The organism is Kribbella sp. NPDC003505 (assembly GCF_040610875.1).
Classification (GTDB): domain Bacteria; phylum Actinomycetota; class Actinomycetes; order Propionibacteriales; family Kribbellaceae; genus Kribbella.
This window is the reverse complement of sequence record NZ_JBEXNA010000017.1, coordinates 34,634-60,143: the sequence shown is the minus strand read 5'-3', so window position 1 is coordinate 60,143 and position 25,510 is coordinate 34,634. Positions and strand designations below refer to the sequence as shown.

The window sequence follows — 25,510 nt, the reverse complement described above, 5'->3', positions numbered from 1 at the left end:
CCTACTTCGGGGTGAAGTTAGCGGTCAGAATCTGGTCCGTGCCGACCGTGAAGGTGTACGACGGCGCTGTCGACACCACGGTCCCGTCCACGGTCCAATCCTGGAAAACGCTATCCGATCCTGGCGCCGCCGTCACGGTGACCTGCGCGCCGACCTCGTACGTCCCCGGCTCGGACTCGTTGCCCGCGATCGCCACGGTGCCGTTGCCGGCCACCCGGACGGACACGCTGCGTTGTACGACGTTGATCACCATCACGTTGTGCAGCGTGGCCGGCCCGCTCAGCGTGGAGCCGTTGTAGCGGGCGAGGTTCGTCGCCTCGACGTCACCGCTCGCCACCCGGATCGTGTGCCCGTCGCTGCCGAGGTTGTCGGTGCCGAGGTTGAACGCGTCGACCTGGCCGGAGTTCACCACGAGACCGTCGTGGAACCCGTACGCGAACACGTTCAGCAGGGTCAGCCCGCGGGCTCCGTCGACGGTGACGATCTTCGCGGTCTTGCGCATGTACTTGTCGATGACGAGCTCGAAGATGCGGCCCTCGTTCATCCAGTACGGCTGCTGGTAGCCGACCCGGGTGACCGCGTTCCCGTTCGACAGCACGCCCTCGACACGGCCGTTGCGGCCCGGGCCGATCGTGATCGCGTGGTCGAAGAACGCGCCCGCGACCTTGCGGACGACCACGTCGTCACCGCTCAGGTCGATGCCGTTCCAGGCGTTCGGGAAGCCGGAGTTGACGACGTAGTTGGCCCCGGCATGCCCGCGGATCGCATACGGGTAGGGCAGCACGCCCTCGGCCCGGCCGGGGTTGTTCTCCGGGTAGAAGACCCGCAGTCCACGCACACCGGCGCGGTTCTGCAGCGTGATCAGCGCGGTGTCGGTGTTCCGCTCGAAGGCGTGCAGCACGGTTCCGCCGCTCGCACCGCCCTGGTCCCGGTTCGGTACGGCGGAAGCGCCGCGCAACTCGACCTTCGCCGGGACGCTCAGGTGCGTGCTGATCCGGTACCACCCGGCGGGCAGGTAGACGATCCCGCCGCCCTCACGCCCGGCCCGGTCGAGAACTTTCTGCACCGCACGCGTGGCGTCCGCGGCCGGCAGGTAGCCGACTCCGTGCGGCGCGTCCACGACGTACAAGTCCTGCACCGGCTTGGGCAAGGGTTTCTGCGTGTATGTCGGGGCGGTGCCGGACATGTGGTGGATGATCCCGGTCTCCGCGCCGGTGACCTCGGTGCCGGTGATCTTGACGTAGCCACGGGAGTTGTTCGTGATGCCGCCGTCGACGTGACCGCCGGCCAGGGTCAGGCCCCAGCGGTCGTCCATCACGTCGACCTTGAGGCCGAGCGCGGTCCGGCGTACGTCGGGTTCGAGGAAGCTGCCGGTGAACTGAGCCCGCTGGCCCGCGACCACGTGGATGCCGACCGCGTAGTCGGACAGTGCGATCCGGTAGAACTGGTCCCATTCGAGGTCGCCGAGCACCAGACCGGTGCCGTGTGCCCGGGTCCAGGCGTCCAGTGCCGCGCGGTCCGGTGGGTGGAACGCCGCCGGCGCGGACGACCAGTACGAGTTGCTGAACGTCACGTTCTCCCAGGTGCCGACGTCGGCGCCGTTGTAGGCGCGCGCACCCTCGAACAGCGCCGTACCGCGGACGTTGCGGATCGTCGTGGACTCGTGCACCTGCCCCGAGCTCGGGGCGTTGCCGCGGTCGTTCGGCATCGTGCTGACGCCGATACCGCGGTACGAGTTCAGCATCGTGACGTCGGAGACCGTCGCCATCATGTAGTTCTCGTTGCCGATCCAGGCGCCGCCGGGGATCTCGAACGTGTAGTTGTACGGGACCGGCGCGGTCGCGTTCTGGTTCGGGTAGTACGTCGTCACGCCGAGAACGCCGGCGCTGCCGCCGATCCGGAACAGGCTCGGCCCGTCGTCACCGGATCGCAGGTCGGCAACGATCACCGTGCCCGTGCCGAGTTTCTGGCCGTGGTCGCCACGGAGGCTGCAGAACGCGTGGACCTCGATCGTGTCGGTGACCTTGTACCGCCCGGCCGGCAGCCAGACCGTGCCACCGCCCGCGTCCTGACAGGCGTAGATCGCCTGCTGGATCGCCTGCGTGGAGTCGCGGCGGCCGCTGCGGTCGGCGCCGTACTGCGTGGCGTCGAAGTCCGCGACCACACCGTCCTCGGTCGGGTTGCCGGTGGCCACAAGCCGCGGCGCCGGCGTCACGACAGGCACGAGCCGCAGCTGCAGCTCCTTGACGCCGAAGGACTCGGCGCCGGTCATCGCGACCCGCACGTAGCGGGCGCTCAGCGTCGCGAACCGCGTGCGGCTGAACTGGTTGCCGCCGGGCGACCCCGTCCGTCCGACGTCGATGAAGTTCTTGCCGTCGTTCGAGACCCGCACGGTGTAGTCGGGGGAGTACGCCTCGGCCCATTCGACGCGTACGTCGTTGACCGGTCGCGGGGCACCGAGATCGACCTGCAACCACGAGTCGGCTCCACCGGTCCAGGCCGTCTCGTGGTTGTTGTCGTTCACGGTCGCAGCGCCGGTTCCGCCGCTTGCGGTCGCCGTGCCGTCGTCGGCGAAGTTCGTGTCGACGACAGACGCAGTGAAGGTGTCGAGGGCGGCCTGCAACGCCTTGAGCGCGTCCTTGACCTGTCCGTCGGTGACGCCCGGAGTGGACGCGATCGCCTGAGCGTTGTCGATCGCGTCCTGCAGTGTCGCGCGGCTGCCGGCCGGGTACTGGCCGTCGCGTGTCCCCTCGCGGGCCGCCTTCTCGGTCCGGGTGGCCTGGGCGATCAAGTCGACGAGCCCTTCGGTGACGTCGAGCGTGGTGGCGACCTTGGCGACCCGGACCGCGGCGACCTTGAGGTCGACCGCGCCGTCGCCGTTGTGGATCCGGAAGTCGCCGCCGTTGGAGCGATTCGTCAGCACGGCGTCGGGCAGCGCGAAGGTGTAGGTCTTCCAGGTCTTCGTGTCGCCGTACCGGACCACCTCGGAGTTCTTGAACTTCTCCGGGATCGTCTCGCCGGGGGAGTCGTAGTGCAGCCCGAACTGCCCGTTGCCCTCGTCGAAGTAGTCGATGCTCACCAGGACGAGAGCGCGGTTGTCGTACAGGTACGTGTCGGCGACGTTCATGTAGAAGAAGTTCGTGCCGGGCGACGGCGCGGTGCGGTCGGTCTGCCAGTACGAGCGACCGTCCTGGACGCCGGTGATCAGGTGCGAGGCGTCGTCGCCGGCCCGCGGGCTGATCCCGTTCTGTACGGGTGCCGCGCCGAGCTGCACGGAGGCGCCCGCCGTACTGATCCGCAGGCCGGCGACCGTGATGTCGCTGCTGCCCCCGAACAGCCGGACGTCGGCGTCACCGAGCCGGTCGGTGAACGCGATACCGGTGAGCGCGAAGACGCCGGTCTTCCACAGACCGGTGTCGGTGAGCTGGACGCCGGTTGCGTCCTGCTGCGGATCGGTCGCGGCGTCGTACTGCAGCTCGAGGGTGCCGGAGCCGCTGTCGAGATAGGTCACCGTCACCAGGACGTCGTCGGTGCCGATCTCGTCCACGTAGTCCACATAGTCACTGTCGACGTCGAATTCCAGGTAGGAGGTGCCGGCCGCCCGGTCGGTCTGCCAGTAGGTACGGCCTTGTTCGGTGCCGGTACGCAGCCCGGCCGGGTCGTCCCCGGCGGCGGGTTGCACGCCGAGCGTTGTTGGCGTCGGTCCGAGGTCGGCGCCGACTCCGCTGGGATACATGACGGCGGCGTGTGCCGCCGGGACGACGAGGAAGGTGCCGAGAAGGACGGCAGGGAGAACCCGCGCGAGCAGGCGTCTGGACATGTCGAAACCTCCAGGTGGCGGACCGGAAGTACACGCGTCTGCAGCTGCGCGGATAAGTTAAACCAAGCGTGTTACTAATTCAAGAGCGGGGAAGGAGAGGCCCACCCCACTGAATCCGACGGCGGACACGAAGCTGTGCCGGGAGGCGATCCCGGGTGCAGCCGGCCGGGTCTGCAGGATGATGGCCGGCCGCGCCGCTCCGCCGGGCTACATCCACTCGTCGGTCCCGTTGTCGACCAGCAGCGACGTGTTCCTGCGGTTCGTCGGGGTCAGCCGGGGGACTTGAGGTGGCGGGGGACGGCTGTCATGACGCGGCCGAGGTCGTCGGTGAGGGCGGCGACCCGCTCGGCGCGTCCGTCGTCGTCGATGTAGATCATGACCGTGCGGACGTCGGCGTGACCGGACAGCTCTTGGAGCTCCTCGGCGCCGTGGCCGCGGCGTTTCTGGTCGGTGATCGCGGTGGCGCGTAGTGCGTGCGGACCGACGGTCTCCGGGCGCGGGATACCGGCTGCCCGGGCCAGCCGGCGCAGCAGTCGGGTGACGTCGTGCCGGTCGAGCCGACCACCATCGGCGTCGGCGACAAGGGGAGCAGGTCCCGTGCCGGTCCAGGCCGGGCGGATCGCGCGATACAGATCGAGGAGCTCGGCGACGGTGGTCTCGAGCGGAACCCGAACCGCCTTTCCGCCCTTGCGCGTGACGACCAGCCACGTCCTCCTGCCTTCGTCGTGGCGGTCGGTGTCATCGGCCCCGCACAGCTCGGAGACTCGCAGGGCTCCGGTGTAGAGCAGGCCGACGATCAGCGCGTCGCGGACATCTCCCGCTGCCGCGATCAAGGCCTCGACCTGGTCGGCGTCCAGCACCCGCGCGGATGTGGCGCGCCGGCCGCGGTGGAACTTCGGCCGGTGGTCGTCGTCGGAGATCGGGCAGACCGCCGGCAGACCCCAGCCCGCGGCGTACCGGTACAGGCTGGACAGCGTCGACAGCCGGCGGGAGATCGAGGACGCGGCCGCCCCCGCATCCTGCTGACAGGTCAGCCACATCGTCACCTCGCCGCGATGCAGATCCAGGCCGAACCGCTCCCGGCCGAGCTCGCGACGGGCCCAGTCGGCCCACAGCAGCAGGTCGTCGGCATACCCGATCCGGGTGTCGTGGCTGGCCCGCCGGGAGCCGCCGAGCCACAGCACGACCAGCGCGGTCAGCTCCGGGGTGAGCGCGTCGGCGAGGAGGTCGAGGCGGTCGACCTGCTCGCTTCCTCGGCCGTGAAGCGGACGCCGCCGTCCGAGGGAGCGCCGCACGGCGGCTTCGGTGATCGGGTCCGGCGCCGGCAGCGCGACCGCAGTCTCGGCTGGGCGAAATACGAGCGGTTCCGGCAGATCGTCCACACAGAGAAGCTAGCGCATAACGGGGATTATGCGCTACTTCAGTTCCGTTGCGTTCAGTCAAAAGTCGAGGTCGAAAACCAAACGAAAAGCGCAACTTTATCGACGTAAACCGGTAGGGTGACGTCATGACGGAGACGGATCTCGGCGCGCAGCGTCGGCAAGGGCTGTGCGAGTTCCCAGGTGTGAGCTGTATGAACCCGAAGCAGGTGGACCCCGGGACGCCGGGCCGCCCGCCGAAGTACTGCGGGCGGGAGGGAGCGGGCGTCGATGGGAAGCCCGTCCTGCACAACAAGGCGAACGCGTGGGCCGCGAAGAACCGTCTGGCCAGGCAGCCGGTGCGGCGTGACACCGCGGCGACGGTCGGCTCCGAACCGACGACAGGTCCGGTGACCGCGGCGCGGATGACGCTCGAGCAGCTCATGAAGGGCAACCTGCCGCGTCTGGTGGAGGAGCTGGAGGGATACCTCGCGCAGATCGCGGAAGCAGTCCGCACGTACGGCGATGCGGAAGCGGTCGCGGCCGAGGTGGAGCAGCTGCAGGCGTCGTCGCGCGCACAGCTGGCCGATGTCGAGCGGCAGCGAGGCCAGGAGGAACATCGCCGTCGCCAGGCGGAGCAGCTCGCAGCCGAAGCCGAAGATGCCCGGGATGAGGCCGACGAGGCAGCCAGGGAAGCTGTCGCCGCGCTCGATGAAGCGCGTGCGAATCTAGCGGTCGCCGAGGAAGCGGCACAGCAGGCCCGGCTGGACGCGGCGGCAGTGCGTGAGAGCTCCGCCGCTGACCTGGAGAAGGCCCGGCAGGAGATCGCGGCTGCCGGTGAGGGCGCGGCTGCGGAGGTTGAGCTGGTCCGCGCCGAGACGGAGCAGCGGATCCGCGACCTTCAGGCCACGGCCGAGGAGCAGCTCCGCCAGGCCCGGAGCGAGGCCGAGGCCGCGCGGATCGCTCAGGCTGCGGCCGAAGCCGAGCGGCAGACCGCGCAACAGTCGGCCGACCAGTTGCGCATCGAGCTGCGCCAGGAGCGCGAGCGGCACCGCGCCGAGCTCGACGCGGTGCGCAGCGACTTCCGTGCCGACCGCGAGCAGCTACGCGCGGATCATCAGTCTCAGCTGGCCGACGTGAAGAAGGCCGCCGAGGACCGCTTCGCCGCGCTCAACGCCGCCCAGCGAGCAGCAGAACAGGTCGCCGAAACCCTCCGCCACCAACTGGAAACCCGCCCCGCCCCGGCCTCCTCCCACGGCAAGGAAGAAGCAGCAGAGGTTCTGCCAGGCAACTGAACGACAGACCCGCACTCCGCTCCCGCCACCTCCCACGGCAAGCATGGGACGGGGCAAGTTGTGGCAGCCGACGGAACGACAGGTCCTCGAGCGCCTGCCGTCCGGGTTGGTCCTGCTGCCTCCTCCCCGCGGCAAGGAAGAAGCCGGGGGAGATCGTGGCCAGGCAACTGAACCACGGGGCGTCGAGCGCCGGTCCCGCGCTCCGGTCCCGGCACCTCCCGCGAGAAGCGCGAGACAAGAAAGAGGTGGTGGCAGGCGACGGAGTGCTAGGTCGTCGAGCGCCGGCCCTCCGCTTTCGGTCCCGGCACCTTCCTGCAGGAAGCGCGAGGCAAGGGACAGGTGGTGGCAGGCGACGAAGCGTCAGGTCGTCGAGGGTCTGACCGTGCGCTTCGGTTCCGCTGCCTCCCTCGGCAAGCGCGGAGTGGGGGAGGTTGTGGCAGGCAGGGAGCGGCGGATCGTCGAGCGCCTGCCCACCGCTCCGGTACCCGCCAACCATGGCAAGGACGAAGCGGGGGAGTTGGTGGCAGGCGGCTGGACGGCGGGGCGTGCGGCGGCTGGCCTTGTCTAGCGGAATGCGTGGATGTTTCGGTGGACCCAGTCGGCGAAGGTGTGTGGTGGGCGGCCGAGGACTGTCTCGATGTCGGGGCTCACCTGTTGTTCGGCGGGGGTTGGTGTGCCGAGGACGTCGACGGTGGCGTCGACGACAGGCTCCGGCATGAAGGTCAGCATGCCGGCGCGGGCCTGGTCGCGGGTCAGTTCAGTGAAGGTGATCGGCGTACCGATCGCGGTCTGGATGGTCTCGGCCTGCTGGCGGGGTGAGATGGCGGCGGGGCCGGTGAGGGTGTAGACGGCGTTCGCGTGGCCGGACTCGCGGAGGGCCGCGGCGGCGACCTCGGCGATGTCCTGCGGGTCGACGGCGGGCAAGGCGACGTCCGCGAACGGCGCGGCCATCGCGCGCCGGGTGCGGATCGACTCGGCCCACGCGAACGCGTTGCTGGCGAAGTTGCCGGGACGCAGGATCGTCCACTCCAGACCGGACCCGGTGACGGCGTCTTCGTGGATCGCCGGGTGGCGCTGTGTCCCGACGCCCTGCGACGACAGCAGCACGACGCGCGGGACACCGGCGTCGCGGATCACGTCGACGACGGGCTGGAGGTTACCGCCGGCAAGGAAGTCGGCGGAGGTGAGGAGGAAGACGGCTTTCGCGCCGTCAAGGGCCGGGGTCAGGGTTTCGGGACGGCTCAGGTCGGCCTGGTGTCCGTCGCCGTGTCGCGAGACTGGGACGACATCTTCGCCGGCGGCGGTCAGGGTCTGGACGAGTGGGCGGCCTACGTTGCCGGTTGCTCCGGTGATCACGATCATGGCGAAGACGCTACTGGCACCGGGATAGTAGGTACCTAGAGGATAGTATTGGGTTTGTGAAGGAGAACACAGCAGTCGAGCCGGTCGCAGCCTGTCCGATCGCGCCGGTCGTGGACCTGGTCTTCAGCCGATGGACGACGCCGATCCTGTGGACGCTCAACGAGTACGGGCGGCAGCGGTTCGTCGAGCTGCAGCGGCGGATCGGGGTGATCACGCCGAAGGTGCTCACCCAGCGCCTGCGGCAGCTGGAGCGCGACGGCCTGATCACCCGTACGTACCACGCGGAGGTCCCGCCCCGCGTCGAGTACGACATCAGCCCTCTCGGCCGCAGCCTCGCCCCGCTCTTCCACTCCCTCGCCGAGTGGTCTCCGAACCTGGCGAAAGTAGCGGAAGCCCGCCAGCACTTCGACACCCACGAACCCGCCCACCGCCGCCCCTGACCAGCCGCCCCTGACCCACGGCCCCTGACCCGCCGGGCCGCACCCCTGACCCGCCGCGCCGCACCCCTGACCCGCCGCGCCCCTGGCCCGCCGCGCCCCTGACCCGCGCGGCCTGGGCGGTGCCGCGTGCGTCCGGTTGGGGACGCCCCGCTCCGCCTTCCAGGCTTGATCCGCGCACCTTGACCTGTGCCGCCGATGAGCCGGGCGTTCCTGGCCCATGCCGGTCGGTTGCGCGCCGCGGCTCCGCCCGGCTGCGTACCAGGGGATATCCACTGACGTTGGGGGTTCTTCCGTCGCGGGCCAACAGCGAACCCCCAACGCGAGCGGATATCCCCTCGCGTGCCGTAGGTCGGGGCCGTGTCAGCTGGACAGGACGTGTCAGTCCGGTGGGTAGTGCACCTGAGCGTGAATGCGTCCGCGCGTACAGTGTCTCGTCGGTGCACTACCTGTCGTCCGTGCACCCCGTCCCGCCTGCCGCCGGCCGAAGCCGGACTGGGAGCCCGACGCGACCAGGTCAGGCGACGCCGGCCAGTTCGCGGGTGGGGAGGGTGGCGAGCAGGGCGAAGAAGTGGGTGGTGGCGTCGGCGAGCCGGAGGAGGCCCGCTTCGTTGCGGCGCCAGCCGAACTCGAGCTCGCCGTCGAGCGTGCGCTCTGCGAGCGGTACGGCGGACCGGCTGATCGTCACGCGGGACGGGCCGGTCTGCGGGTGGTGGTCGCCGCAGCCGCACTCGGCGGGGATCGTCACCGCGATCAGTGAGTCCGGCGCGTAGGTGCGCAGGCGCAGCGTCGTACCGCGGGCGGTGAACCGGGCGATCGTGGCGTCGGGCAACTGGACGAGCAGCTCGACCGGTACGGCGTACGAGCCGGGGAGGAGCCGGAGACCACGAGAGGCGAGCAGATCGGCGAGAGCCGGGAGATTCATGCGATGTTCCTGTGTGTGCTGTGTCGGCGGGCGGGCCACGGAAAGGTCAGGGCCTCGTGCGCCGGGAGCCGGCGCTCGTCAGCGACAACAGCAACAACACAGCATCTGCATGCCGAAGATCATGACAGCACGGACGGCCGAGCACCAAACACCGTCCGCGATCTGGGACGACTGTCCGTGATGTGTCGGGCACAGTGTCGACGAGGGTGAGGGGCTGGACTCTCCGGTTGCCGGAGGGTCCATGATGCCGGTGTGTCAGGTGACGAGCACTGCGAGACGACAACGCTGGGCGTGCTGCTCAGGGATCAGGGGCTCGAGCTGTCCGAGCCGATGATCTTCGGCCTGGGATCCGCGTTGTCGTTCATCTACTGGGACAGCAAGCAGCTGGACTTTCCCTTTCTGGGCGGGCGGATCAAGCCGTTCGAGCTGACCAGGAACGTGGCCGGAAGGCTCGGGCTGGAGCTCGTGGTCCGGGAGACGGCGTCGCCGCGGAAGGCCTGGGAGAACGTCGCCGCGTCGATCGACGACGGTCAGCCGGTGGGATTGCAGCTGGACAGCTACTACCTGGAGTACTTCAGCTCGAAGGTGCACTTCGGCGGTCACGTCGTGGCCATGTACGGCTACGACGAGCACTCCGCACACCTGGTGGACACGCGCCGGCAGGGCGGTGAGGTGACCACGAGCCTGACCAGCCTCGCCGAGGCCAGGGCGGCGCGAGGACCGATGACTGCCCGGCACCGGTCTTTCACCCTGACCGTCCCGAGACGCATGCCGCAGCTACCGGACCGGATCGTTCCGGCGATCGCCGCGTGCGCGGACGCGTTCCTGCATCCCCCGATCGCCAACGTGGGGCACCGAGGCATCGAGAAGGCCGGCAAGCTGGTGCGGACGTGGCTCCAGCGGACCGACACCCCGGAGCGGGACCTGCCACAGGCTGCACTCCTCATGGAGAAGGCGGGCACGGGCGGCGCCCTGTTCCGCAACATCTACCGCGACTTCCTCGGCGAGTGCACCGAGATCCTCGACGACAACGACCTCCGCACCGGCCACAGGTTGTACGCCGACGCGGCCAGCGTGTGGACTGAGGTCGCAGCACTGATCACCCGCGCCGGCGAATCGAAAGACCCGCAGTACCTCGTGAATGCCGGCGCCGCCCTCCACGACGTCGCCCAGATCGAACGCGACGCCATGCAGGCGCTCAGCCGTATCGGCGCTTAGCCGGTCAGCTCGGCGGTACGCTGCTCGGCCTCCTCGACCAGTTCGGGCACTTCGGTGTTGGCCAAGGTGTACCCGTACCAGTGGAGAGCGCCGGCCTTGTCGCCGAGCCAGTAACACAGCTCCCCGAGGTGCGCCGCCGCCAGCGGGGCGCCGTCGTACCCGGACTCGACGAACTGCCCGAACCAGCGCTTGGCCTCCGGAAGGTCGCGGTGGTGCTTCGCGATCAGCCCGAGGTGGTAGATCGTCTTGTCGAGCACCGGGCTCTTGCGGTCGGCGATCGTCAGGTAGACCGCGCGGGCCGCGTCGAAGTCACCGGTCTTCTGATGCGTCTGCGCCAACGCGAACACGGCTTCGGGGTCGTCACCGCAAGCGGCGTCGGTCAGCGTCCGTACTGCCAGGTCGTCGTCGCCCGCTTCGCGTTGCAGGATGCCGAGGAGTGTCTTGGCCCGCGTGGGTACGTCGGCGGTCGAGTCGTCCTCGACGCCGAGGATCGCGGATACCGGCCGCCCGCCGGGAACGGTGGCAGCGGACCTTTCGCAGGCTTCCGCCGCGGCGGCCTTGTCGCCGGCCGCGACCAGCACCTCAGCCAGGCCGAGCCAGGCCGCGCCGACGAAGTCTGGTTGACCGATCGCGACGACCTGCCGGGCGGCCCGGGCCGCGGCTTCCTCCTCGTCCCGCATCAGGTGCAGCGTGTACAGACCGAGCGCGGCCCGGGACCGGTGCGCGGCGTCGAAGTCCGACAGCAGCGGAGCGAGGACCGGGTCTCCGGATCGGAGTTCCTCGTTGTCCGGCCAGATCAGGTCGTCGGTGAGCTGACCCGCCAGGTCGCGAGTGAAGTCGAGCTCGCCCAGTACGGCGGTCACCTCGGTGTGGGCTCTGCTCCACGCAGCGAGGCCGTAGACCTCAGGCCCGAAACGGAAGGAGATCAGCCCGGCGAGCAGTGCGGCGCGGCCGAGCACCGACGGTTCGGCGTCAGGATCGGAGGCGACGGTTCGGTCGGAGCTGGCGGCGGCGCGGAAGGCTTCCCATGCCGAGGCGGGGTCGTCGAGCGCCAGGTAGGCCCATCCGATCAGGAATGCGATCCGCTGCGCGTCAGGAACCCGCTCGGCCAGCGCTTCGCGGCAGTTCTCGACAGCGTCGGCGGCTGCCGGGTCGCGTCGTACAGCCAGTTCGGTTGCGGTCAGGGCAGCTTGCTCGAGGTCCGTGCGCACGGTCCGCGAAGCTACTGGACCAGGGGTTCAGTCGGCCTTCTTGCCGAACATGATTTCGTCCCAGCTCGGGACACTGGCGCGCTTGCCGCGGCGGGCGGGCTTCTTCTTCGGCTCGACCGGGGTGTCGTCGGCGGGCTGAGCGTTCTCGGCGGCGTCGGGCAGGGCCTCCTGCGCAGCCGGAGTCGCGGCAGGCTCGGGACGCGGCGCCTCCGGCGAGGGGCTGCGAACGGGCTCCGGGCGAGGCGAACGCTCCTCGGGGTCAGGTTGCGGACGACGCGGCTGCTCCGCGCGAGCAGCGGGAGCAGCCGGAGCCGGGTGCGGCTCCGTGGGGCGACGCGACTGCGGCGCGTCGCGCTCCTCGTCCGCGGCTCGCTCCTCCGAGGCCCGGTCGTCCGGGGTGGCGGGGGAGGCGAACGCCGGCGGCTCGGCGGGACGCTCGACGGCGCGGACGGACGGCCGGGGCGCCGGAGGCTGGTCGACAGGTACGTCGATCAGGGTCGGCTCCTCGTCCGGGTCCGGCACCGACTGCACGCGCCGCGGGCCGCGCTCCACATCGCGCGAAGCGTCCCGCGCGACCTCCCGGGGGAATTCGCGCGGCTGCTCCCGGCCGCTGTCGCGAGTGACCTCGCGGGTCTCCAGACCGAACTCGCGGCCGTCGCGGGAAACCGGGTGGTTTCGGCGCCGTAGCGCGATGGTGTCCTCGAAGCCCGCCTCGTAGCTGTCGGCGCCGTGGTCAGGGGCGATCAGCGGGTCGATGTCCGCGACCGCCGCCAGCCGCCGCTCACCGGGCTGCGGCTGAACCGGCGTCGGCAGCACCTGCGCCTGCTCGCCGACCAGCCAGCGCGCCTCGTCGTCGTCCGGCACCGCGTACCGCCCGGGGGCGTCGTACGCGAACATGGCGATCTTCTCTTCCTTCTGCTCCGTCCCGGAGTCCTCGCTGTCCTCGGACTCGACGAAGTACGACACGCGCACGGCCCAGCGGCCGTCCTCACGGCGCCACGCGTCCCACTCGGCCGACGCCGGGTCGATCTGGCGCGTGCGCAGCCGATCGGTGACCCAGGCGCCGAGGTTGCGGGTCGGGGCGTCGCCGCCGCCACGACGGCGGACGGACGCGCGCTGCGCGAGGCTGGCGATGTGATCGCGCTCGGCGAGGACCGGGCCGGCGAACGCCATCACGCGTTCCATCGGCATCTGGGCGACGGCTGCGACCGCCTCGGGACTTTCGCCGGCGCGGATACGAGCCTGGATGTCTCGTGGGCGCAGCGCGCTCTCCATTTGAATCTCCAGCTGGCCGAGTCGGGCACGGTCGCCGCGGAGGGCCGCACGCAACCGGTCGTCGACCGGAACGGCGAACTCCTCACCCGTCTCTGCCATCGCCAGGACGAGTTGGGTTCCGTCCTGGCTCAGACCGACGAGCCTCGCCTCGCGCATTGACCTTGTTCTCCTGTGCGGTTCTAGACAGTCTCTCCCGGACGCTGGGCCTGACCAAGACCGGCGCGCCGTGCCGCGCGGTCATTGTGGAGGTTACGTCACGAAAACACATCTTGCCTGGTCACCAGGGTCCTCCTGATCACACCAGTCACACTAGTCACAACACGGTGTGACAGCTAACCGACTTGTCAGTTCGTGAAGGCCGAACGCACCGCAAGCGCACGCTTCAGGTCGTCCGCGCTGTCGCCGACGGACCGCCGGATGCCGGCCGCCACGGACTCGTCGGCGATCAGGTCGGCGGCCCGGTCGACCACCCGCTGCTCGACCGTGTACCGGGGGAACGCCAGCTTCGCGCTGGTCGCGACGACCCAGCCGGAGCGGAGCTTCTCGGTGCCGGCGATCTCCGCGAAGTACCGGTCGACGTACGGCGCCGTGACCGCGGCCTGTGTCGGATGCCAGAACCCCTCGCACGCGGCGTACAGCTCGTAGTTCGCCAGGTCCGCATCGGTGGTGATCTGCGTCCAGGCCCGCTCCTTGGCCTCGGCCGTCGGCAGCGCGGACCGGCATCGGGTGGCGTGCACGACGCCCTCGGACGAGGAGTCCCGCTCGAGCTCGGCGTCGATGTCGGCCTCGCCGATCGCGCCGAGCCGGGCGAGCTGCAGCGTCACGATCCAGCGCAGGTCGGCGTCCATCGTCACGCCCTCGGGTACGCCGTCACCGGCGAGCCACCCCTTCAGCAGGTCGGCGTCGTCGGTGAACCGCGTGAACCCGCGCGCCACCGACAGCTGCACGCTGCTGCCGGCCTCGACGGTCTCCAGCCGCGCACGCAGTACGTCGGCCAGCTGACCGCGGTACGGCTCGTACGGCAGGTAGATACCGAGCAGGTGCGTGCTCGACCAGTTCAGCAGCGTCCCGACCGCGATGTCGCTGGTCTCGGTCGGCAGCATTCCGAGCACGACGTCGAACCCGATCTTCGGGTCCAGCTCCGCGTCGGCGACCGCGTCCCGCACGCTGTTGAGGATGACGGCGCGCGTGACGCCGTCGTCGATCTTCGGCAGCAGCGCCGCGAGGTTCTCCAGGCTGACGGCGTCGAGCCGGATCTTCGCCCAGCTGTCGTCGCCCGCGTCCGGGATCACGACCGCGAGCGCCGGGTCCAGGTCGACGTCCACCTCGTCGGCGTCGATCAGCACGTCGGCCGTCGTGCGGTTCCCGTCCGCGTCGTACCCGCCGACGGTGAGCTTGTGCGGCCGCGCCGCCGGGTACGCCTCGGGCGCCTTGCGGTGCAGCTTGATGCCGGTGGCGGTGCGGGACACGCCGATCGTGTCGAGTCCGGCCGTCCGCAGCCAGGCCTGCGCCCAGTCGTCGAGACCGGCCGCGCCGGCCTCGGTCCACTTCGCGACCAGGTCGGCGAAGGTGGCGTTGCCGAACTCGTTGGCGGTGATGTGCGCGTTGACGCCGGCCAGGAAGACGTCGTCGCCGAGGTAGGCCGCGAGCTGCTTGAGCACCGCGGCGCCCTTGGCGTACGAGATGCCGTCGAAGTCGTCGAGCGAGGCGAGCGCGTCCTTGACCGCGTCGGCGGCCACCGGGTGCGTCGAGGACCGCTGGTCGGCCTGCAGGCCCCACCACTTACGGATGTAGGCGAAGTCGATCCAGTTGTCGGTGTACCGGGTCGCCTCGGTGGAGACCCGGTGCGCCATGTACTCGGCGAACGACTCGTTCAGCCAGAGGTCGTTCCACCACTTCATCGTCACCGTGTCGCCGAACCACTGGTGCGCCATCTCGTGGACGATCGTCCGGGCCCGGCTGCTGCGCTCGCCGTCGGTGACCGCGGAGCGGAACACCATCTGATCCCGGAACGTGACGCAGCCCGGGTTCTCCATCGCGCCGGCGTTGAACTCCGGCACGAAGGCCTGGTGGTACTCACCGAACGGGTACCGGTACCCGAACATCCGGTGGTACGCGTCGAAGGACTGCTTGGTGACCTCGAAGATGTCCGCGGCCTCGCGCTCGAGGGCGTCCTTCAGCGACTGCCGCGAGACGACGCTGAGATTGATGCCGTCGTGCGCGTCGGTGATCTGGTGGTACGGGCCGGCGACCACGGTGACGAAGTACGTCGACAGCGGCTTGGTCTCGGCCAGCTCCCAGCGGCCGGGGGAGACCTGCGTCGCGGCGCCGTTGCCGAGCACCAGCCACTCCTCGGGCGCGGTGACCTTGAAGCGGTACGGCGCCTTGAGGTCGGGCTGGTCGAAGCACGCGAAGATCCGCGGCGCGGCGTCGAGGAACGACATCGCGTAGGTGTACGCCAGGCCGTCGGCGGCGTCGACCGCACGGTGCAGCCCTTCGCCGTCGTTGGAGTACAGCATCGAGGCGACCACGACGAGTTCGTTGTCCGGCTGCAGGCCGGTGAGCTCGAGCCGTCCGTCGTTCAGTCCGGCGACGTCGACCGCCGAACCGTTGAGCGTCACCGAGAGCAGCTCGTCGGGTTTCACGTCCACCCAGGTGGTCGGATCGGCGGCCCGGAACCTGATCGTGGTGGTGGACCCGAACGTCCGATCGCCCTGGGTGAGGTCGAGATCGACGTCGTAGGACTGGACGGAGAGCGCGGCGGCCCGAGTGCGGGCGCCGTCGACGGTGAGACTCGGCATGAGGGTCACTGTATGCCGTGACTAGGCTGAGCACATGAGCGATATGGAGTACCGGCAGCTGGGCGACTCCGGTCTCACGGTGAGCGTCGTCGGGCTGGGCTGCAACAACTTCGGCCGGCGGCTCGACGCGGGCCGGACCGAGGCCGTGGTGAACGCCGCGGTCGACGCGGGCATCACGTTGTTCGACACCGCGGACATCTACCGGGGCGAGCACGGGTTCAGCGAGGAACTGCTCGGCAAGGCGCTCGGGTCGCGCCGCGACGAGGTCGTGATCGCGACCAAGTTCGGCGGCGACATGGGCGGGGTGAACGGCCCCGACTGGGGCGTCCGCGGCTCCCGCCGGTACATCCGCAAGGCCGTCGAGTCGAGCCTGCAGCGGCTCGGCACCGACTGGATCGACCTCTACCAGCTGCACTTCCCGGACCCGGTGACGCCGATCGAGGAGACCCTGGCGGCGCTGTCCGAGCTGGTTGCCGAAGGCAAGGTCAGGTACGTCGGCAGCTCGCAGTTCGCGGCCTGGCAGGTGGTCGACGCCGACTGGACCGCCCGGACGAACGGTCTGGAGCACTTCGTCAGCGCCCAGAACCAGTACTCACTGCTCGAGCGCGACGTCGAGGACGAACTGGTCCCGGCCTGCGAGCACCTCGGCCTCGGCATCCTGCCGTTCTTCCCGCTCGCGTCGGGTCTGCTCACCGGCAAGTACAAGCGCGGTACGACGGCGCCGGAAGGCACCCGGCTGGCGACACAGCCCGAGCGGCTGGCCCGCGCGGACTTCGACAAGATCGAGGCCCTTGAGACGTTCGCCGCCGAGCGCGACCTGACGATGATCGACGTCGCGATCGGCGGCCTCGCGGCCCAGCCGGCGGTGGCCTCGGTGATCGCGGGCGCCACCAGCCCCGAGCAGATCGCGCAGAACGTGCGGGCCGGCTCGTGGCAGCCGACCGCCGCCGACCTCGCCGCGCTGGACGACCTGACGTGACGGTGTTGAATGCCGCGCTGCCGCGCGGCGGGTCATGGGGGTGTGACTCCCGGCCTTCCCTCGTCGCTCCGGTCGCTTCGCTCCCTGCGCTCCTCAGTCCAGGCCGGGAGGCCCCATGACCCTAGTCCTCCTCCCGCCGTCCGAGGGCAAGACCGGACGGTCGCGCGGTCGTGCGGTGGACTTCGCGACGCTGTCGTTCCCGGAGCTGAACCCGGTCCGCGAGCAGGTCCTCGAGACCTTGGCGAAGGTGTCTGCCTCGGCCGACGCGCACGACGTCCTCGAGGTCGGCGCCTCGCTGCGCGACGAGGTCGAGCGCAACACCCGCTGGCGCACCGAGCCGTCCGTGCCGGTGTCCGAGCTGTACTCCGGTGTCCTGTACGACGCGCTCGGCTACTCGACGCTGTCCGCCGGCTCGAAACGCCGGGCCGCGAATCGGCTGCTGGTCATCTCGGCCGCGTGGGGTGCGCTACGGCCGGGCGACCGCGTCCCGCCGTACCGGCTCTCGATGGGGACGACGCTGCCCGGCCACGGACCGCTCGCGTCGGTGTGGCGCGATCCGCTGGGCGCCGCGCTGGCCGACGTGGACGGCGTGATCGTGGACTGCCGCTCGTCGACGTACGTCGCGGCGTGGCGGCCGAGCGGCGACCAGGCAGACAAGTGGGTGTCGGTGAACGTCGTCCGGGAACGCGGCGGCGTGCGCTCGGTCGTCTCGCACAACGCCAAGCACACCCGTGGCCTGGTGGCGCGGCACCTGCTGGAGTCCGGCAAGGACCCGGGTACGCCGAAGTCGCTGCACAAGCTGATCAGCGAGCGGTGGAACGCCGAACTCGATCGCGCCGGGGCCGGCTGGACCCTCACCGTGATCGAGCACGACTGAGGAGTCAGTAGCGGCCGTAGACGACGACCTTTCGGCCGATGGGCGTCTCGTTGAAGATGTAAGCGATCTGGGGCCGCCAGGTTCGCACGCAGCCATGGCTGGCGGGGTAGGGCTTGACCAGGCTGTTGGTGGACGAGCCGTGCAGGGCGATACCGGGGTGGTCACGGCGGAAGTAGATCGAGTCGTACATCCAGGCGCCGCCGTAGATGCTGCTCTCGTGCCACCCTGCCCACTTGCGCCACACGTACCCGGTGCCGCTCGGTGTGTCGTAGCCGCGCATCCCGGTCGAGACCCACACGATCCGCCGGTTGTAGTGGCTGACAACCTGGTACAGAACTTGGCATGTCTTGTTGACGTACAGCCCATTGCTCCGCGAGGTGTACGGGCGCCGAGTCGCCGCAAGTACCGAACGGATGTCGCGGGTCGTCAGCGTGTAGCGGCCGATCGGCAGCCCATGCGTCTCCCGCCATGCGCACAGCGCCTGGCGCGTGCGGACGCTGATAACGCCGTCGACCGTGCCGGTCGGATAGCCAAGAGCGGCCAGCCGAGCCTCAACCCGGTAGGCAGTGCTCACGGTGCTCACGGTGCTCACGGTGCTCACGGTCTGATCCGACGCCACGGCCTGCGCCGACGGCGGTGAGACCACCACAACCCCCGTCACAGCCAGCGGCACTGCCGCAAGAATCCGCAGCCACCGGCTGACGATGTGCATAGTCATAACCCCTCGTCCCCTCCCACAGAGCATGCCGAGCACACCGCTCGTGCACACTCAACGTCACATCGTCCGGGGCGGGGGTGCAGGGACGTTGGTCCCGAAATTCACAAGGCTTTCACCGGTGCGGGGTTTCCGCCCGCGGATGCGCAGGGAAGGCTGGGGGCAGCACGTCAGGGGGGACCGCCCCACCCATCGGAGGCCTGACCAATGCGACGTATCACCACGTTCCTGATCACCGCGGTGGCCGCGACCACAGCCTGGTTCCTGAGTGCCGGACCGGCGTTGGCCTACCCGCCCACACCGCCGTCGGCGAGCACCGCGGCCAGTCAGCTCGCCAGTCTCACCGTGAAGGCGGAAGGCTCGACGAGCGGCTACAGCCGCGACCTCTTCCCGCACTGGATCATCCAGTCCGGGACCTGCGACACCCGCGAGCAGGTGCTGAAGCGCGACGGGACCGGCGTCACTGTCGACAGCAGCTGTCACCCGACCGCCGGGAAGTGGTACAGCGTGTACGACTCGGTGTGGGTGACCGATTCCTCGTCGGTCGACATCGACCACATCGTGCCGCTGGCCGAGGCCTGGAAGTCCGGTGCGAACGCGTGGACGACGGCCCGCCGGCAGCAGTTCGCGAACGACCTGACGATCGCGCAGCTGATCGCGGTCTCGGCGTCCAGCAACCGCTCGAAGGGTGACTCGGACCCGTCGGAGTGGAAGCCGACCAACACGTCGGTGCACTGTGTCTACGCGCGCGAGTGGATCTGGGTGAAGTACACCTACGGCCTGTCGCTGCAGTCCGCGGAGAAGACAGCCCTCACGCAGATGCTCGGCACCTGCTAGGGCCTAGTCCTCGAGGAGGTGGCGGCGCTGAGCGTGGATGCCGGCCTGGAAACGGGTCCGCGCGCCCAGCGTCTCCATCAGCTCGGCCACCCGCCGGCCGACCGTGCGGCTGCTCAACGCGAGCTGCCGCGCGATCGCGTCGTCCTTGAACCCGGCCGCGAGCAACGTCATCAGCCGGGCGTCCGTCGGGTCGGCCTTCGCGGCTGGGACCACCGGCACGGCCTGGTCCCAGAGCAGCCAGAACATCTCGATCAGCGCGTCCAGCAGTGCACACGGATGCACGACCAGCGCGCTGTCGACCAGTTGGTCGACCGAGAGCGGCAGCAGGGCGATCTTCCGGTCGAACACGGCCAGCTTCATCGGCACCTGCGGATGCACGCGTGACGTCTCACCGGCGTCGGCCGCGCTGTATGCCTCGTCGACACCGCCCGGGATGTCGAGCGAGTCGGGGGAGTAGATGCCGTGCACGACGACGCCCCCGCCGAGGAGTCCTCGCACGGTGCTGTCCGACTCGTCGGCCTGAGCGGCGTACGGCGGCCGGTCCAGCACCAGGAGCTGATGACTGGTGCCGTTGAGAAGCTGTGCGAACCGGGCGGCGATCGCCTCCTGCCCGACGATCACCTCGACCAGGTTCTCCGGCCGGTACTGCTCCTGGGTGCTCAGCTCGGACAGCAGCACCCGGGCCTCGGCGCGGACACGGTCCAGCTCGGCGCGCCGTACGGCGACCAGCGCGTCGACCGCGACGTCCGGACGGGTCGGGAGCAGCCGCACCGGGTCGTCGGAGGTGCTCGTCAGCAGACCGAGCTTCTCGAGGCGGCCGACGGTGGCGGCGACGTCCTGCTCGTCCCGGCCGAGGCGCTCGGCGAGCTCACGGATGTCGCAGCCCGGGGCCGACAGCAGCGCCCGGTAGGCCTCCTCATCGGGTCCGTCCACCCCAACCGACTCCAGCATTCGAACAGGCTATCTCGTCGGTTGGACGGCCTCGACCGGTTTGGCGACTTCGCGCCATGTCTGGGATACGTCAGCGCACTGCCGGGTGCTGCCAGGTGCACGGACCCCTCAGGTGGGGTATGTCTGACGGTGCCGGGCGCGCGCGGATCGGACAGGGGACGTCCGGTCAAGCCTCAACGCGCGCGCCCGACCTTCGCTTCACCCGCAGGTAGCTGCGCCAGATCATCCGCTGCAGCATCAGCGTGACCACCCCGGCCGCCGTCATCCCGGCCAGGTTGATGCCGAGTTGCGCCGCCGATCCGCCGATCTGGTGCGGCGCCCACAGTGCGATCGACAGGGCGAGGTCACCGGCGGCCGGGACGGTCGTCACCGAGATGAAGACGCCGACCAGGGCGTTGCCCCGGCCCGCGGTCTGCGACAGGACGCCGGCGCACCCGGCCAGGACGGCGACGACGGCCGACCAGCGGTCCGGTCGCCAGATGAAGCCGGTCAGCGGCCGGTCCGCCGTCACGTCGGCGGCGTCGACCCAGCCGACCGCTCGGGCAACCAGCGCGGCGACCACTGTCACGGCGATCGCAATCACAAAGCCCTTGACCAGGAGTGCCAGGGACCGCTGGGTCAGACCGCTCTTGCGCAGGAACAGGCCGACCGCGAGCGCGGCGACGACACCGAACTCGGGGCCGACGACCATGGCGCCGACGACGAGGATCGAGGAGTCGGTGATCACGGCGACCGACGCGATCATCGTCGCCAGCGTGAGGAACACGTAGTACGACCAGGACCCGCCGGCCTCGTTGTAGGCCTGGTCGACGACGGCGTCCCAGATGACCGCGTCGTCGGGTGCGCCGGGTGCCGCCTTCTCGGCGGCCTGTGCGTTCCGCGACGGCGCCGCGTCGACCGCGCTGACCGCGACCGCGCCGTCGTCGTACAGGCCCTCGGACTTGAGGAAGGCCAGGACGTCCGAGGTGGCCTCGCGGGTCACGTCGCACTCGACGACATCGCCCTCCGGCCGGTGCGCGGCGCCGGCCAGCCGGACGATGCTGGTGACCCGCGGATCGGCGACGAGCGTGTCCAGGACGCGCTCACTGCGGTCCGATGGGACGATGAGACGAAGGTGCATCACGGGCCACATGCTGTCAGGCCGCCGGTCACCTTCCGGTCATGGCCTCGCCCATGCACCCCCGGATATGGTCCACTGACGCACCGGATCCAGGGAGGCACAATGAGTGATGGTACCCAGGCCGCCGAGCCGAAGGCCGGCGAGCGTCCCGAGCTGAAGCGGGTGATGGGGCCCGGGCTGTTGCTGTTGTTCGTGGTCGGCGACATCCTCGGCACCGGCGTCTACGCGCTGACCGGCAAGGTGGCCGGCGAGGTCGGCGGCGCGGTGTGGCTGCCGTTCCTGTGCGCGTTCGTGGTCGCGCTGCTGACCGCGACCAGCTACCTGGAGCTGGTCACGAAGTACCCGAAGGCCGGCGGTGCCGCGGTCTACACGCACAAGGCGTTCGGCATCCACTTCCTGACCTTTCTGCTGACGTTCGCGGTGATGTGCTCGGGCCTGACCTCGGCGTCCAGCGCGTCGAAGGCGTTCGCGGCGAACTTCTTCTCCGCGGCGCACATCGACCCCGACCGCGGCGCGCTGCTGATGATCACCGCGCTCGCGTTCATGACCCTGATCGCGCTGGTGAACCTGCGCGGCGTCGGCGAGAGCGTGAAGGCGAACGTGGTCCTGACCTGCGTCGAGCTCAGCGGCCTGCTGATCGTGATCGGGATCGGCGCCTGGGCGCTGATCGGCGGCGACGGCGACACCTCCCGGCTGACCGAGTTCCACGTCCCCGAGGGCGAGTCGGGGTTCGGCGCGGTGACCGCCGCGACCGCGCTGGCGTTCTTCGCGATGGTCGGGTTCGAGGACTCGGTGAACATGGCCGAGGAGACCAAGGACCCGGTCCGGATCTTCCCGCGGATGATGCTGATCGGCCTGTGCATCACCGGTGTCATCTACGTGCTGGTCGCGATCTCCGCGGTCGCGCTGGTCTCGCCGGACGAGCTGAACAAGGGCGCCACGCCGCTGCTGAAGGTCGTCCAGGCCGGTGCGCCCGGGTTCCCGCTCGAGGTGTTCGCGTGGATCACGATGTTCGCGGTCGCGAACTCGGCGCTGATCAACATGCTGATGGCCAGCCGGCTGCTGTACGGGATGTCGCACGAGCAGGTGCTGCCCGGTCCGCTCGGCCGGGTGCTGCGCCGCCGCCGGACGCCGTACATCGCGATCCTGTTCACCACGCTGCTCGCGTTCGCCCTGATCGGGTACGCCGACCTCGCGGCGCTCGGCGGGACGACGGCGTTCCTGCTCCTGTGCGTCTTCGCGATCGTGAACGTCGCGGTGCTGGTGCTGCGCCGGGATCCTGTCGAGCACAAGCACTTCCATGCGCCGACCGCGCTGCCGGTGCTGGGCGCCGTGCTGTGCGTCTACCTGGCGAGCCCGTTGTCGGGGCGGGCGTCGGCCGACTACAAGATCGCCGGCTGGCTGATGCTGGTCGGCGTCGGGCTGTGGGCGCTCACGTGGCTGCTCAACAAGTACGTGTTCAATCGGCACGCCGACTTCGACCCGTCGCACCTCGATCCGCAGGGACCGGTGAACTGACCGGCAGGTACGCCGCGACCACCACGGTCGCCAGGGCGAGCGCTCCGGTGGCGACCGCGATCCAGCCGAGTGCGGGGTAGCCCGCACCGGCGTCGATCGCGAGGCCGCCGAGCCACGGCCCGGCCGTGATGCCGACGTTGAACGCGGAGAAGTTCGTCGCGGTCGCGAGCGTCGGCGCGTCACCGGCCAGGCCGAACACCCGGGCGTTCAGAGCCGGGTTGGCGGCGAACCCGAAGCCGCCGAGCAGCGCGGTCACCGTGATCGCCGCGGCCGGGACGCCGGCGGCCAGCGCGAGTACGGCGGACAGCAGGATCAGCCCTGTGATGCTGATGAACAACGTGCGGAACGGCAGCGCATCGGCGAATCGGCCGCCGATGGTGATCCCGATGAAGGAGCCGAGGCCGTACAGGGCGAGGACGGCGGGGACCGCGCCGTCCGGCAGGCCGGTGGTTCGAGTGAGCAGCGGCGCCAGGTAGCTGAAGACGACGAGGATCGTGGCGGTCACCAGGGCTGTCGTGGCGAAGGCAAGCCAGAGCCGTGCGTTGCGGAGCACCCGGAGTTCGTCGGCGAGCCGGGGTGCGCTCGCGGGATCGAGCCGGTCGGCCGGGACGGTGGCCAGCACGCCGGACAGCGCGAGGACGCACAGCCCGGCGACGGTCCAGAACGCGGATTGCCACCCCAGATGCTGACCCAGGACGGTGCCCAGCGGGAGCCCGACGATGGTCGCGATCGTCAGACCGCCGGTCACGATGCTCATCGCGCGGGCGCGGCTGGTCGCCGGTACGAGGTTCACGACGGTCACCGCGGCGACGGACCAGAACCCGGCGTACACGAAGGCGCCGGCGATCCGGGTCGCGAGCAGCACCGCGTAGCTCGAGGTCAGCGCGCCGGCGACGTGGGTGAGCGCGAAGACCCCGAGGAAGGCGAGCAACGCCGTACGGCGGGACCAGGTGAGCGTCGCGACCGCGAGGACCGGTGCGCCGACGAGCATGCCGAGCGCGAACGCCGAGATCAGCAGCCCGGCCCGGGGGAGCGAGACGTGCAGATCGCTCGCGAGTTCGGGCAGCAGTCCGGCGAGCATCAGCTCGGACGTGCCCTGCGCGAAGATGCTCAGCCCCAGGACATAGACAGCGATCGGCATCGTTCCCCCTCACTCCGACGAGTGCCACTCGCAGTATCACAGATATCACTGTCCGCTGTCGCCGCGCCTGTCGTGGGCTGAGACTTGGGGGAGTACGGCATCGTAGATGCATGAGCTTTCAGACCCCGGCGAAGCGATCTGGGCGGAGTGTGGACACCGCCAAGATCGGTAGCGGGCTGAAGCTGCTCGTCGCGCTGGTGGGGCTGATGTGGCTGTCCGAGGTCGTAGACACGGCGATGAACGGCGCGCTGGACCAGTACGGGATCATCTCCCGCGAGCCGCGCGGCCTGGTCGGCATTCTCACCGCGCCGTTCCTGCACCTCGGGTTCGGGCACCTGATCTCGAACACGCTGCCGCTGGTCACACTCGGCGCGCTGATCGCGGTCAGCGGCGCGGCCCGGCTGTTCGCGGTGACCGCGATCGTGACGGTGATCGGCGGTTTCGGCACCTGGCTGATCTCACCGCCGAACACGATCACGATCGGCGCCAGCGGCCTGGTCTTCGGGTACGCGTCGTACCTGATCCTCCGCGGGCTGTTCAACCGGCGGCTCGGTCAGGTGCTGCTGGGCATCCTCGTCGTGATGGTGTGGGGCAGCGCGCTGCTCGGCGGGCTGCTGCCGCAGGACGGGATCTCCTGGCAGGGCCACCTGTTCGGCGGTATCGCCGGGGTGCTCGCGGCCTGGGTGTTGGCCGACGACAAGCAGCAGCGCGTCAAATAAGCGTGCTCGGGTCCGTGTTGGCCCCGCAGACCACCACGACGACCCGCTCGTCGGCCGCTGGTTCGTAGGCGCCCGAGGTCAGAGCCGCGTACGCCGTTGCGCCGCCGTGCTCGGTTGCCAGGTGGTAGGTGTGCCACAGCTGCTTGCGGGCGGCAATGATCGCCTCGTCGTCCACCAGGACGGACCGCACGTGATGGCCCTGGACTGCCTCGAACGCGAGATCGCCTAAGCGGCGGGCTCCGAGCGAGTCGGCCGCGACGCCGTCGACCGATCCATCCGTGGGCTGCCCTTCACGCAGGGCGCGGTGCATCGTGGGTGCTTGCGCCGGCTCGACGCCGATGACCTGGGCGTTGGCGCCGATCGCGGTGGCGATGCCGGCGATGAGCCCGCCGCCGCCGACGGCGACCAGGACCGTGTCGAAGCCGTCGGCTTGCTCGAGGAGTTCGAGGCCGACGGTGCCTTGACCGGCGACGATCTCCGGCTGGTCGTAGGCGTGCACCAGCAGTGCGCCGGTCGCGTCGCGCTCGGCGAGCGCCGCCTGGTACGCCTCGGCGTACTCGGATCCGACCTGCACGATGTCCGCGCCGAGGGTGCGCAGCTTGCCGAGCTTCGCGGCGGGTGTCGTCTCAGGGACGAAGATCCGGGCAGGTACGCCGAGTTCGCGGGCCGCGTACGCGGCGGCCAGCCCGTGGTTGCCGCCGGAGGCCGCCACGATGCCCTGGCCGGTCAGCTCGCCGCTGTCCTTGGCGGTCAGCAGCCGGTTGAACGCACCGCGAGGCTTGAACGAGCCGGTGTGCTGGAGCAGTTCGAGCTTGAACGTGAGACCAGGCGCCACCGGGATCACCGGCGTACGCCGGACCCGTCCGGCGATCCGTTCCGCGGCGCGCTGGACGTCGTCGAGGCTTACTGTCATGCCCCAACCCTGCCACGATGGGAACCAGCCGACGGTTG

General features: G+C 70.0%; 20 protein-coding genes. 8 read left to right on the top strand and 12 right to left on the bottom strand.

The window, feature by feature from the left end:
* Position 1: 1 nt before the first annotated feature.
* Positions 2-3,820, bottom strand: a complete 3,819-nt coding sequence (locus ABZX12_RS39390) for a discoidin domain-containing protein (protein ID WP_355700579.1) — start codon at positions 3,818-3,820, stop codon at positions 2-4.
* 269 nt (positions 3,821-4,089) lie between these two features.
* A complete protein-coding gene (locus tag ABZX12_RS39385; protein WP_355700578.1) occupies positions 4,090-5,202 on the bottom strand; it encodes a tyrosine-type recombinase/integrase in 1,113 nt (370 codons plus the stop codon).
* A gap of 125 nt (positions 5,203-5,327) precedes the next feature.
* On the opposite strand from ABZX12_RS39385, the gene ABZX12_RS39380 reads away from it, so the two are divergent.
* Positions 5,328-6,473: a hypothetical protein gene (locus ABZX12_RS39380; protein WP_355700577.1), complete on the top strand. Its 1,146-nt coding sequence runs from the start codon at positions 5,328-5,330 to the stop codon at positions 6,471-6,473.
* Positions 6,474-7,037: 564 nt separating this feature from the next.
* Here the strand turns inward: ABZX12_RS39380 and ABZX12_RS39375 are convergent.
* Positions 7,038-7,835: an NAD(P)H-binding protein gene (locus ABZX12_RS39375; protein ID WP_355700576.1), complete on the bottom strand. Its 798-nt coding sequence runs from the start codon at positions 7,833-7,835 to the stop codon at positions 7,038-7,040.
* Between the two features lie 56 nt (positions 7,836-7,891).
* Here ABZX12_RS39375 and ABZX12_RS39370 point away from each other — a divergent pair, with 56 nt between their 5' ends.
* Positions 7,892-8,275 (top strand): helix-turn-helix domain-containing protein, encoded by a 384-nt coding sequence (locus ABZX12_RS39370; RefSeq protein ID WP_355700575.1) that lies wholly within the window; start codon positions 7,892-7,894, stop codon positions 8,273-8,275.
* Positions 8,276-8,789: 514 nt separating this feature from the next.
* Here ABZX12_RS39370 and ABZX12_RS39365 read toward each other — a convergent pair.
* On the bottom strand, positions 8,790-9,197 hold the full coding sequence (locus ABZX12_RS39365; protein ID WP_355700574.1) for a hypothetical protein: 408 nt from the start codon (positions 9,195-9,197) through the stop codon (positions 8,790-8,792).
* Positions 9,198-9,449: 252 nt separating this feature from the next.
* On the opposite strand from ABZX12_RS39365, the gene ABZX12_RS39360 reads away from it, so the two are divergent.
* Positions 9,450-10,415 (top strand): BtrH N-terminal domain-containing protein, encoded by a 966-nt coding sequence (locus ABZX12_RS39360; protein WP_355700573.1) that lies wholly within the window; start codon positions 9,450-9,452, stop codon positions 10,413-10,415.
* On the opposite strand, the gene ABZX12_RS39355 is transcribed toward ABZX12_RS39360, so the two are convergent.
* The 3 genes from ABZX12_RS39355 to pepN all read right to left on the bottom strand — a co-directional run bounded on the left by ABZX12_RS39355 (position 10,412) and on the right by pepN (position 15,702).
* Complete coding sequence (locus tag ABZX12_RS39355) at positions 10,412-11,626, bottom strand: hypothetical protein (RefSeq protein WP_355700572.1); 1,215 nt, start codon at positions 11,624-11,626, stop codon at positions 10,412-10,414. The genes ABZX12_RS39360 and ABZX12_RS39355 overlap by 4 nt on opposite strands.
* 27 nt (positions 11,627-11,653) lie before the next feature.
* Positions 11,654-13,057, bottom strand: a complete 1,404-nt coding sequence (sepH, locus tag ABZX12_RS39350; protein WP_355700571.1) for a septation protein SepH — start codon at positions 13,055-13,057, stop codon at positions 11,654-11,656.
* Between the two features lie 188 nt (positions 13,058-13,245).
* Positions 13,246-15,702, bottom strand: coding sequence for an aminopeptidase N (gene pepN / locus ABZX12_RS39345; RefSeq protein WP_355700570.1), 2,457 nt, complete (start codon positions 15,700-15,702; stop codon positions 13,246-13,248).
* A 34-nt stretch (positions 15,703-15,736) separates the two neighbouring features.
* On the opposite strand from pepN, the gene ABZX12_RS39340 reads away from it, so the two are divergent.
* Together ABZX12_RS39340 and ABZX12_RS39335 are read left to right on the top strand one after the other, a co-directional pair.
* A complete protein-coding gene (locus ABZX12_RS39340; RefSeq protein WP_355700569.1) occupies positions 15,737-16,681 on the top strand; it encodes an aldo/keto reductase in 945 nt (314 codons plus the stop codon).
* A 115-nt stretch (positions 16,682-16,796) separates the two neighbouring features.
* Positions 16,797-17,558, top strand: coding sequence for a peroxide stress protein YaaA (locus ABZX12_RS39335; RefSeq protein WP_355700568.1), 762 nt, complete (start codon positions 16,797-16,799; stop codon positions 17,556-17,558).
* Positions 17,559-17,562: 4 nt separating this feature from the next.
* Here ABZX12_RS39335 and ABZX12_RS39330 read toward each other — a convergent pair whose 3' ends face one another.
* The gene (locus ABZX12_RS39330) at positions 17,563-18,270 is read right to left on the bottom strand and encodes a L,D-transpeptidase family protein (RefSeq protein ID WP_355700567.1); all 708 of its coding nucleotides are present in this window, start codon (positions 18,268-18,270) and stop codon (positions 17,563-17,565) included.
* 210 nt (positions 18,271-18,480) lie between these two features.
* Between ABZX12_RS39330 and ABZX12_RS39325 the strand changes: the two genes are divergently transcribed.
* On the top strand, positions 18,481-19,110 hold the full coding sequence (locus ABZX12_RS39325; protein WP_355700566.1) for an HNH endonuclease family protein: 630 nt from the start codon (positions 18,481-18,483) through the stop codon (positions 19,108-19,110).
* Positions 19,111-19,113: 3 nt separating this feature from the next.
* Here the strand turns inward: ABZX12_RS39325 and ABZX12_RS39320 are convergent, their stop codons facing one another.
* Both ABZX12_RS39320 and ABZX12_RS39315 read right to left on the bottom strand, forming a co-directional pair.
* Complete coding sequence (locus ABZX12_RS39320; RefSeq protein WP_355700565.1) at positions 19,114-20,061, bottom strand: MarR family transcriptional regulator; 948 nt, start codon at positions 20,059-20,061, stop codon at positions 19,114-19,116.
* Positions 20,062-20,227: 166 nt separating this feature from the next.
* Positions 20,228-21,181 (bottom strand): DUF389 domain-containing protein, encoded by a 954-nt coding sequence (locus tag ABZX12_RS39315; RefSeq protein ID WP_355700564.1) that lies wholly within the window; start codon positions 21,179-21,181, stop codon positions 20,228-20,230.
* Between the two features lie 102 nt (positions 21,182-21,283).
* Between ABZX12_RS39315 and ABZX12_RS39310 the strand changes: the two genes are divergently transcribed.
* Positions 21,284-22,699 carry an APC family permease gene (locus tag ABZX12_RS39310; protein ID WP_355700563.1) on the top strand — a complete coding sequence of 472 codons (1,416 nt, stop codon included), beginning with the start codon at positions 21,284-21,286 and terminating at the stop codon, positions 22,697-22,699.
* Here the strand turns inward: ABZX12_RS39310 and ABZX12_RS39305 are convergent.
* Entirely contained in the window at positions 22,641-23,840 is a 1,200-nt protein-coding gene (locus tag ABZX12_RS39305) for a Cmx/CmrA family chloramphenicol efflux MFS transporter (protein ID WP_355700562.1), read from the bottom strand. The genes ABZX12_RS39310 and ABZX12_RS39305 overlap by 59 nt on opposite strands.
* Positions 23,841-23,950: 110 nt before the next feature.
* Here ABZX12_RS39305 and ABZX12_RS39300 point away from each other — a divergent pair, with 110 nt between their 5' ends.
* Positions 23,951-24,559 carry a rhomboid family intramembrane serine protease gene (locus ABZX12_RS39300; RefSeq protein WP_355700561.1) on the top strand — a complete coding sequence of 203 codons (609 nt, stop codon included), beginning with the start codon at positions 23,951-23,953 and terminating at the stop codon, positions 24,557-24,559.
* On the opposite strand, the gene ABZX12_RS39295 is transcribed toward ABZX12_RS39300, so the two are convergent.
* The gene (locus ABZX12_RS39295; protein ID WP_355700560.1) at positions 24,552-25,472 is read right to left on the bottom strand and encodes a threonine/serine dehydratase; all 921 of its coding nucleotides are present in this window, start codon (positions 25,470-25,472) and stop codon (positions 24,552-24,554) included. The genes ABZX12_RS39300 and ABZX12_RS39295 overlap by 8 nt on opposite strands.
* Positions 25,473-25,510 lie beyond the last annotated feature (38 nt).

What these genes read in the sequence shown, in the direction of transcription:
- ABZX12_RS39390 (WP_355700579.1), bottom strand. Translation starts at nt 3,820, where the DNA reads ATGTCCAGACGCCTGCTCGCGCGGGTTCTCCCTGCCGTCCTTCTCGGC.
- ABZX12_RS39340 (WP_355700569.1), top strand. Translation starts at nt 15,737, where the DNA reads ATGAGCGATATGGAGTACCGGCAGCTGGGCGACTCCGGTCTCACGGTG.
- ABZX12_RS39375 (WP_355700576.1), bottom strand. Translation starts at nt 7,835, where the DNA reads ATGATCGTGATCACCGGAGCAACCGGCAACGTAGGCCGCCCACTCGTC.
- sepH (WP_355700571.1), bottom strand. Translation starts at nt 13,057, where the DNA reads ATGCGCGAGGCGAGGCTCGTCGGTCTGAGCCAGGACGGAACCCAACTC.
- ABZX12_RS39380 (WP_355700577.1), top strand. Translation starts at nt 5,328, where the DNA reads ATGACGGAGACGGATCTCGGCGCGCAGCGTCGGCAAGGGCTGTGCGAG.
- ABZX12_RS39310 (WP_355700563.1), top strand. Translation starts at nt 21,284, where the DNA reads ATGAGTGATGGTACCCAGGCCGCCGAGCCGAAGGCCGGCGAGCGTCCC.
- ABZX12_RS39325 (WP_355700566.1), top strand. Translation starts at nt 18,481, where the DNA reads ATGCGACGTATCACCACGTTCCTGATCACCGCGGTGGCCGCGACCACA.
- ABZX12_RS39315 (WP_355700564.1), bottom strand. Translation starts at nt 21,181, where the DNA reads ATGCACCTTCGTCTCATCGTCCCATCGGACCGCAGTGAGCGCGTCCTG.
- ABZX12_RS39335 (WP_355700568.1), top strand. Translation starts at nt 16,797, where the DNA reads ATGACCCTAGTCCTCCTCCCGCCGTCCGAGGGCAAGACCGGACGGTCG.
- ABZX12_RS39305 (WP_355700562.1), bottom strand. Translation starts at nt 23,840, where the DNA reads ATGCCGATCGCTGTCTATGTCCTGGGGCTGAGCATCTTCGCGCAGGGC.
- ABZX12_RS39330 (WP_355700567.1), bottom strand. Translation starts at nt 18,270, where the DNA reads ATGCACATCGTCAGCCGGTGGCTGCGGATTCTTGCGGCAGTGCCGCTG.
- ABZX12_RS39295 (WP_355700560.1), bottom strand. Translation starts at nt 25,472, where the DNA reads ATGACAGTAAGCCTCGACGACGTCCAGCGCGCCGCGGAACGGATCGCC.
- ABZX12_RS39320 (WP_355700565.1), bottom strand. Translation starts at nt 20,061, where the DNA reads ATGCTGGAGTCGGTTGGGGTGGACGGACCCGATGAGGAGGCCTACCGG.
- ABZX12_RS39365 (WP_355700574.1), bottom strand. Translation starts at nt 9,197, where the DNA reads ATGAATCTCCCGGCTCTCGCCGATCTGCTCGCCTCTCGTGGTCTCCGG.
- ABZX12_RS39300 (WP_355700561.1), top strand. Translation starts at nt 23,951, where the DNA reads ATGAGCTTTCAGACCCCGGCGAAGCGATCTGGGCGGAGTGTGGACACC.
- pepN (WP_355700570.1), bottom strand. Translation starts at nt 15,702, where the DNA reads ATGCCGAGTCTCACCGTCGACGGCGCCCGCACTCGGGCCGCCGCGCTC.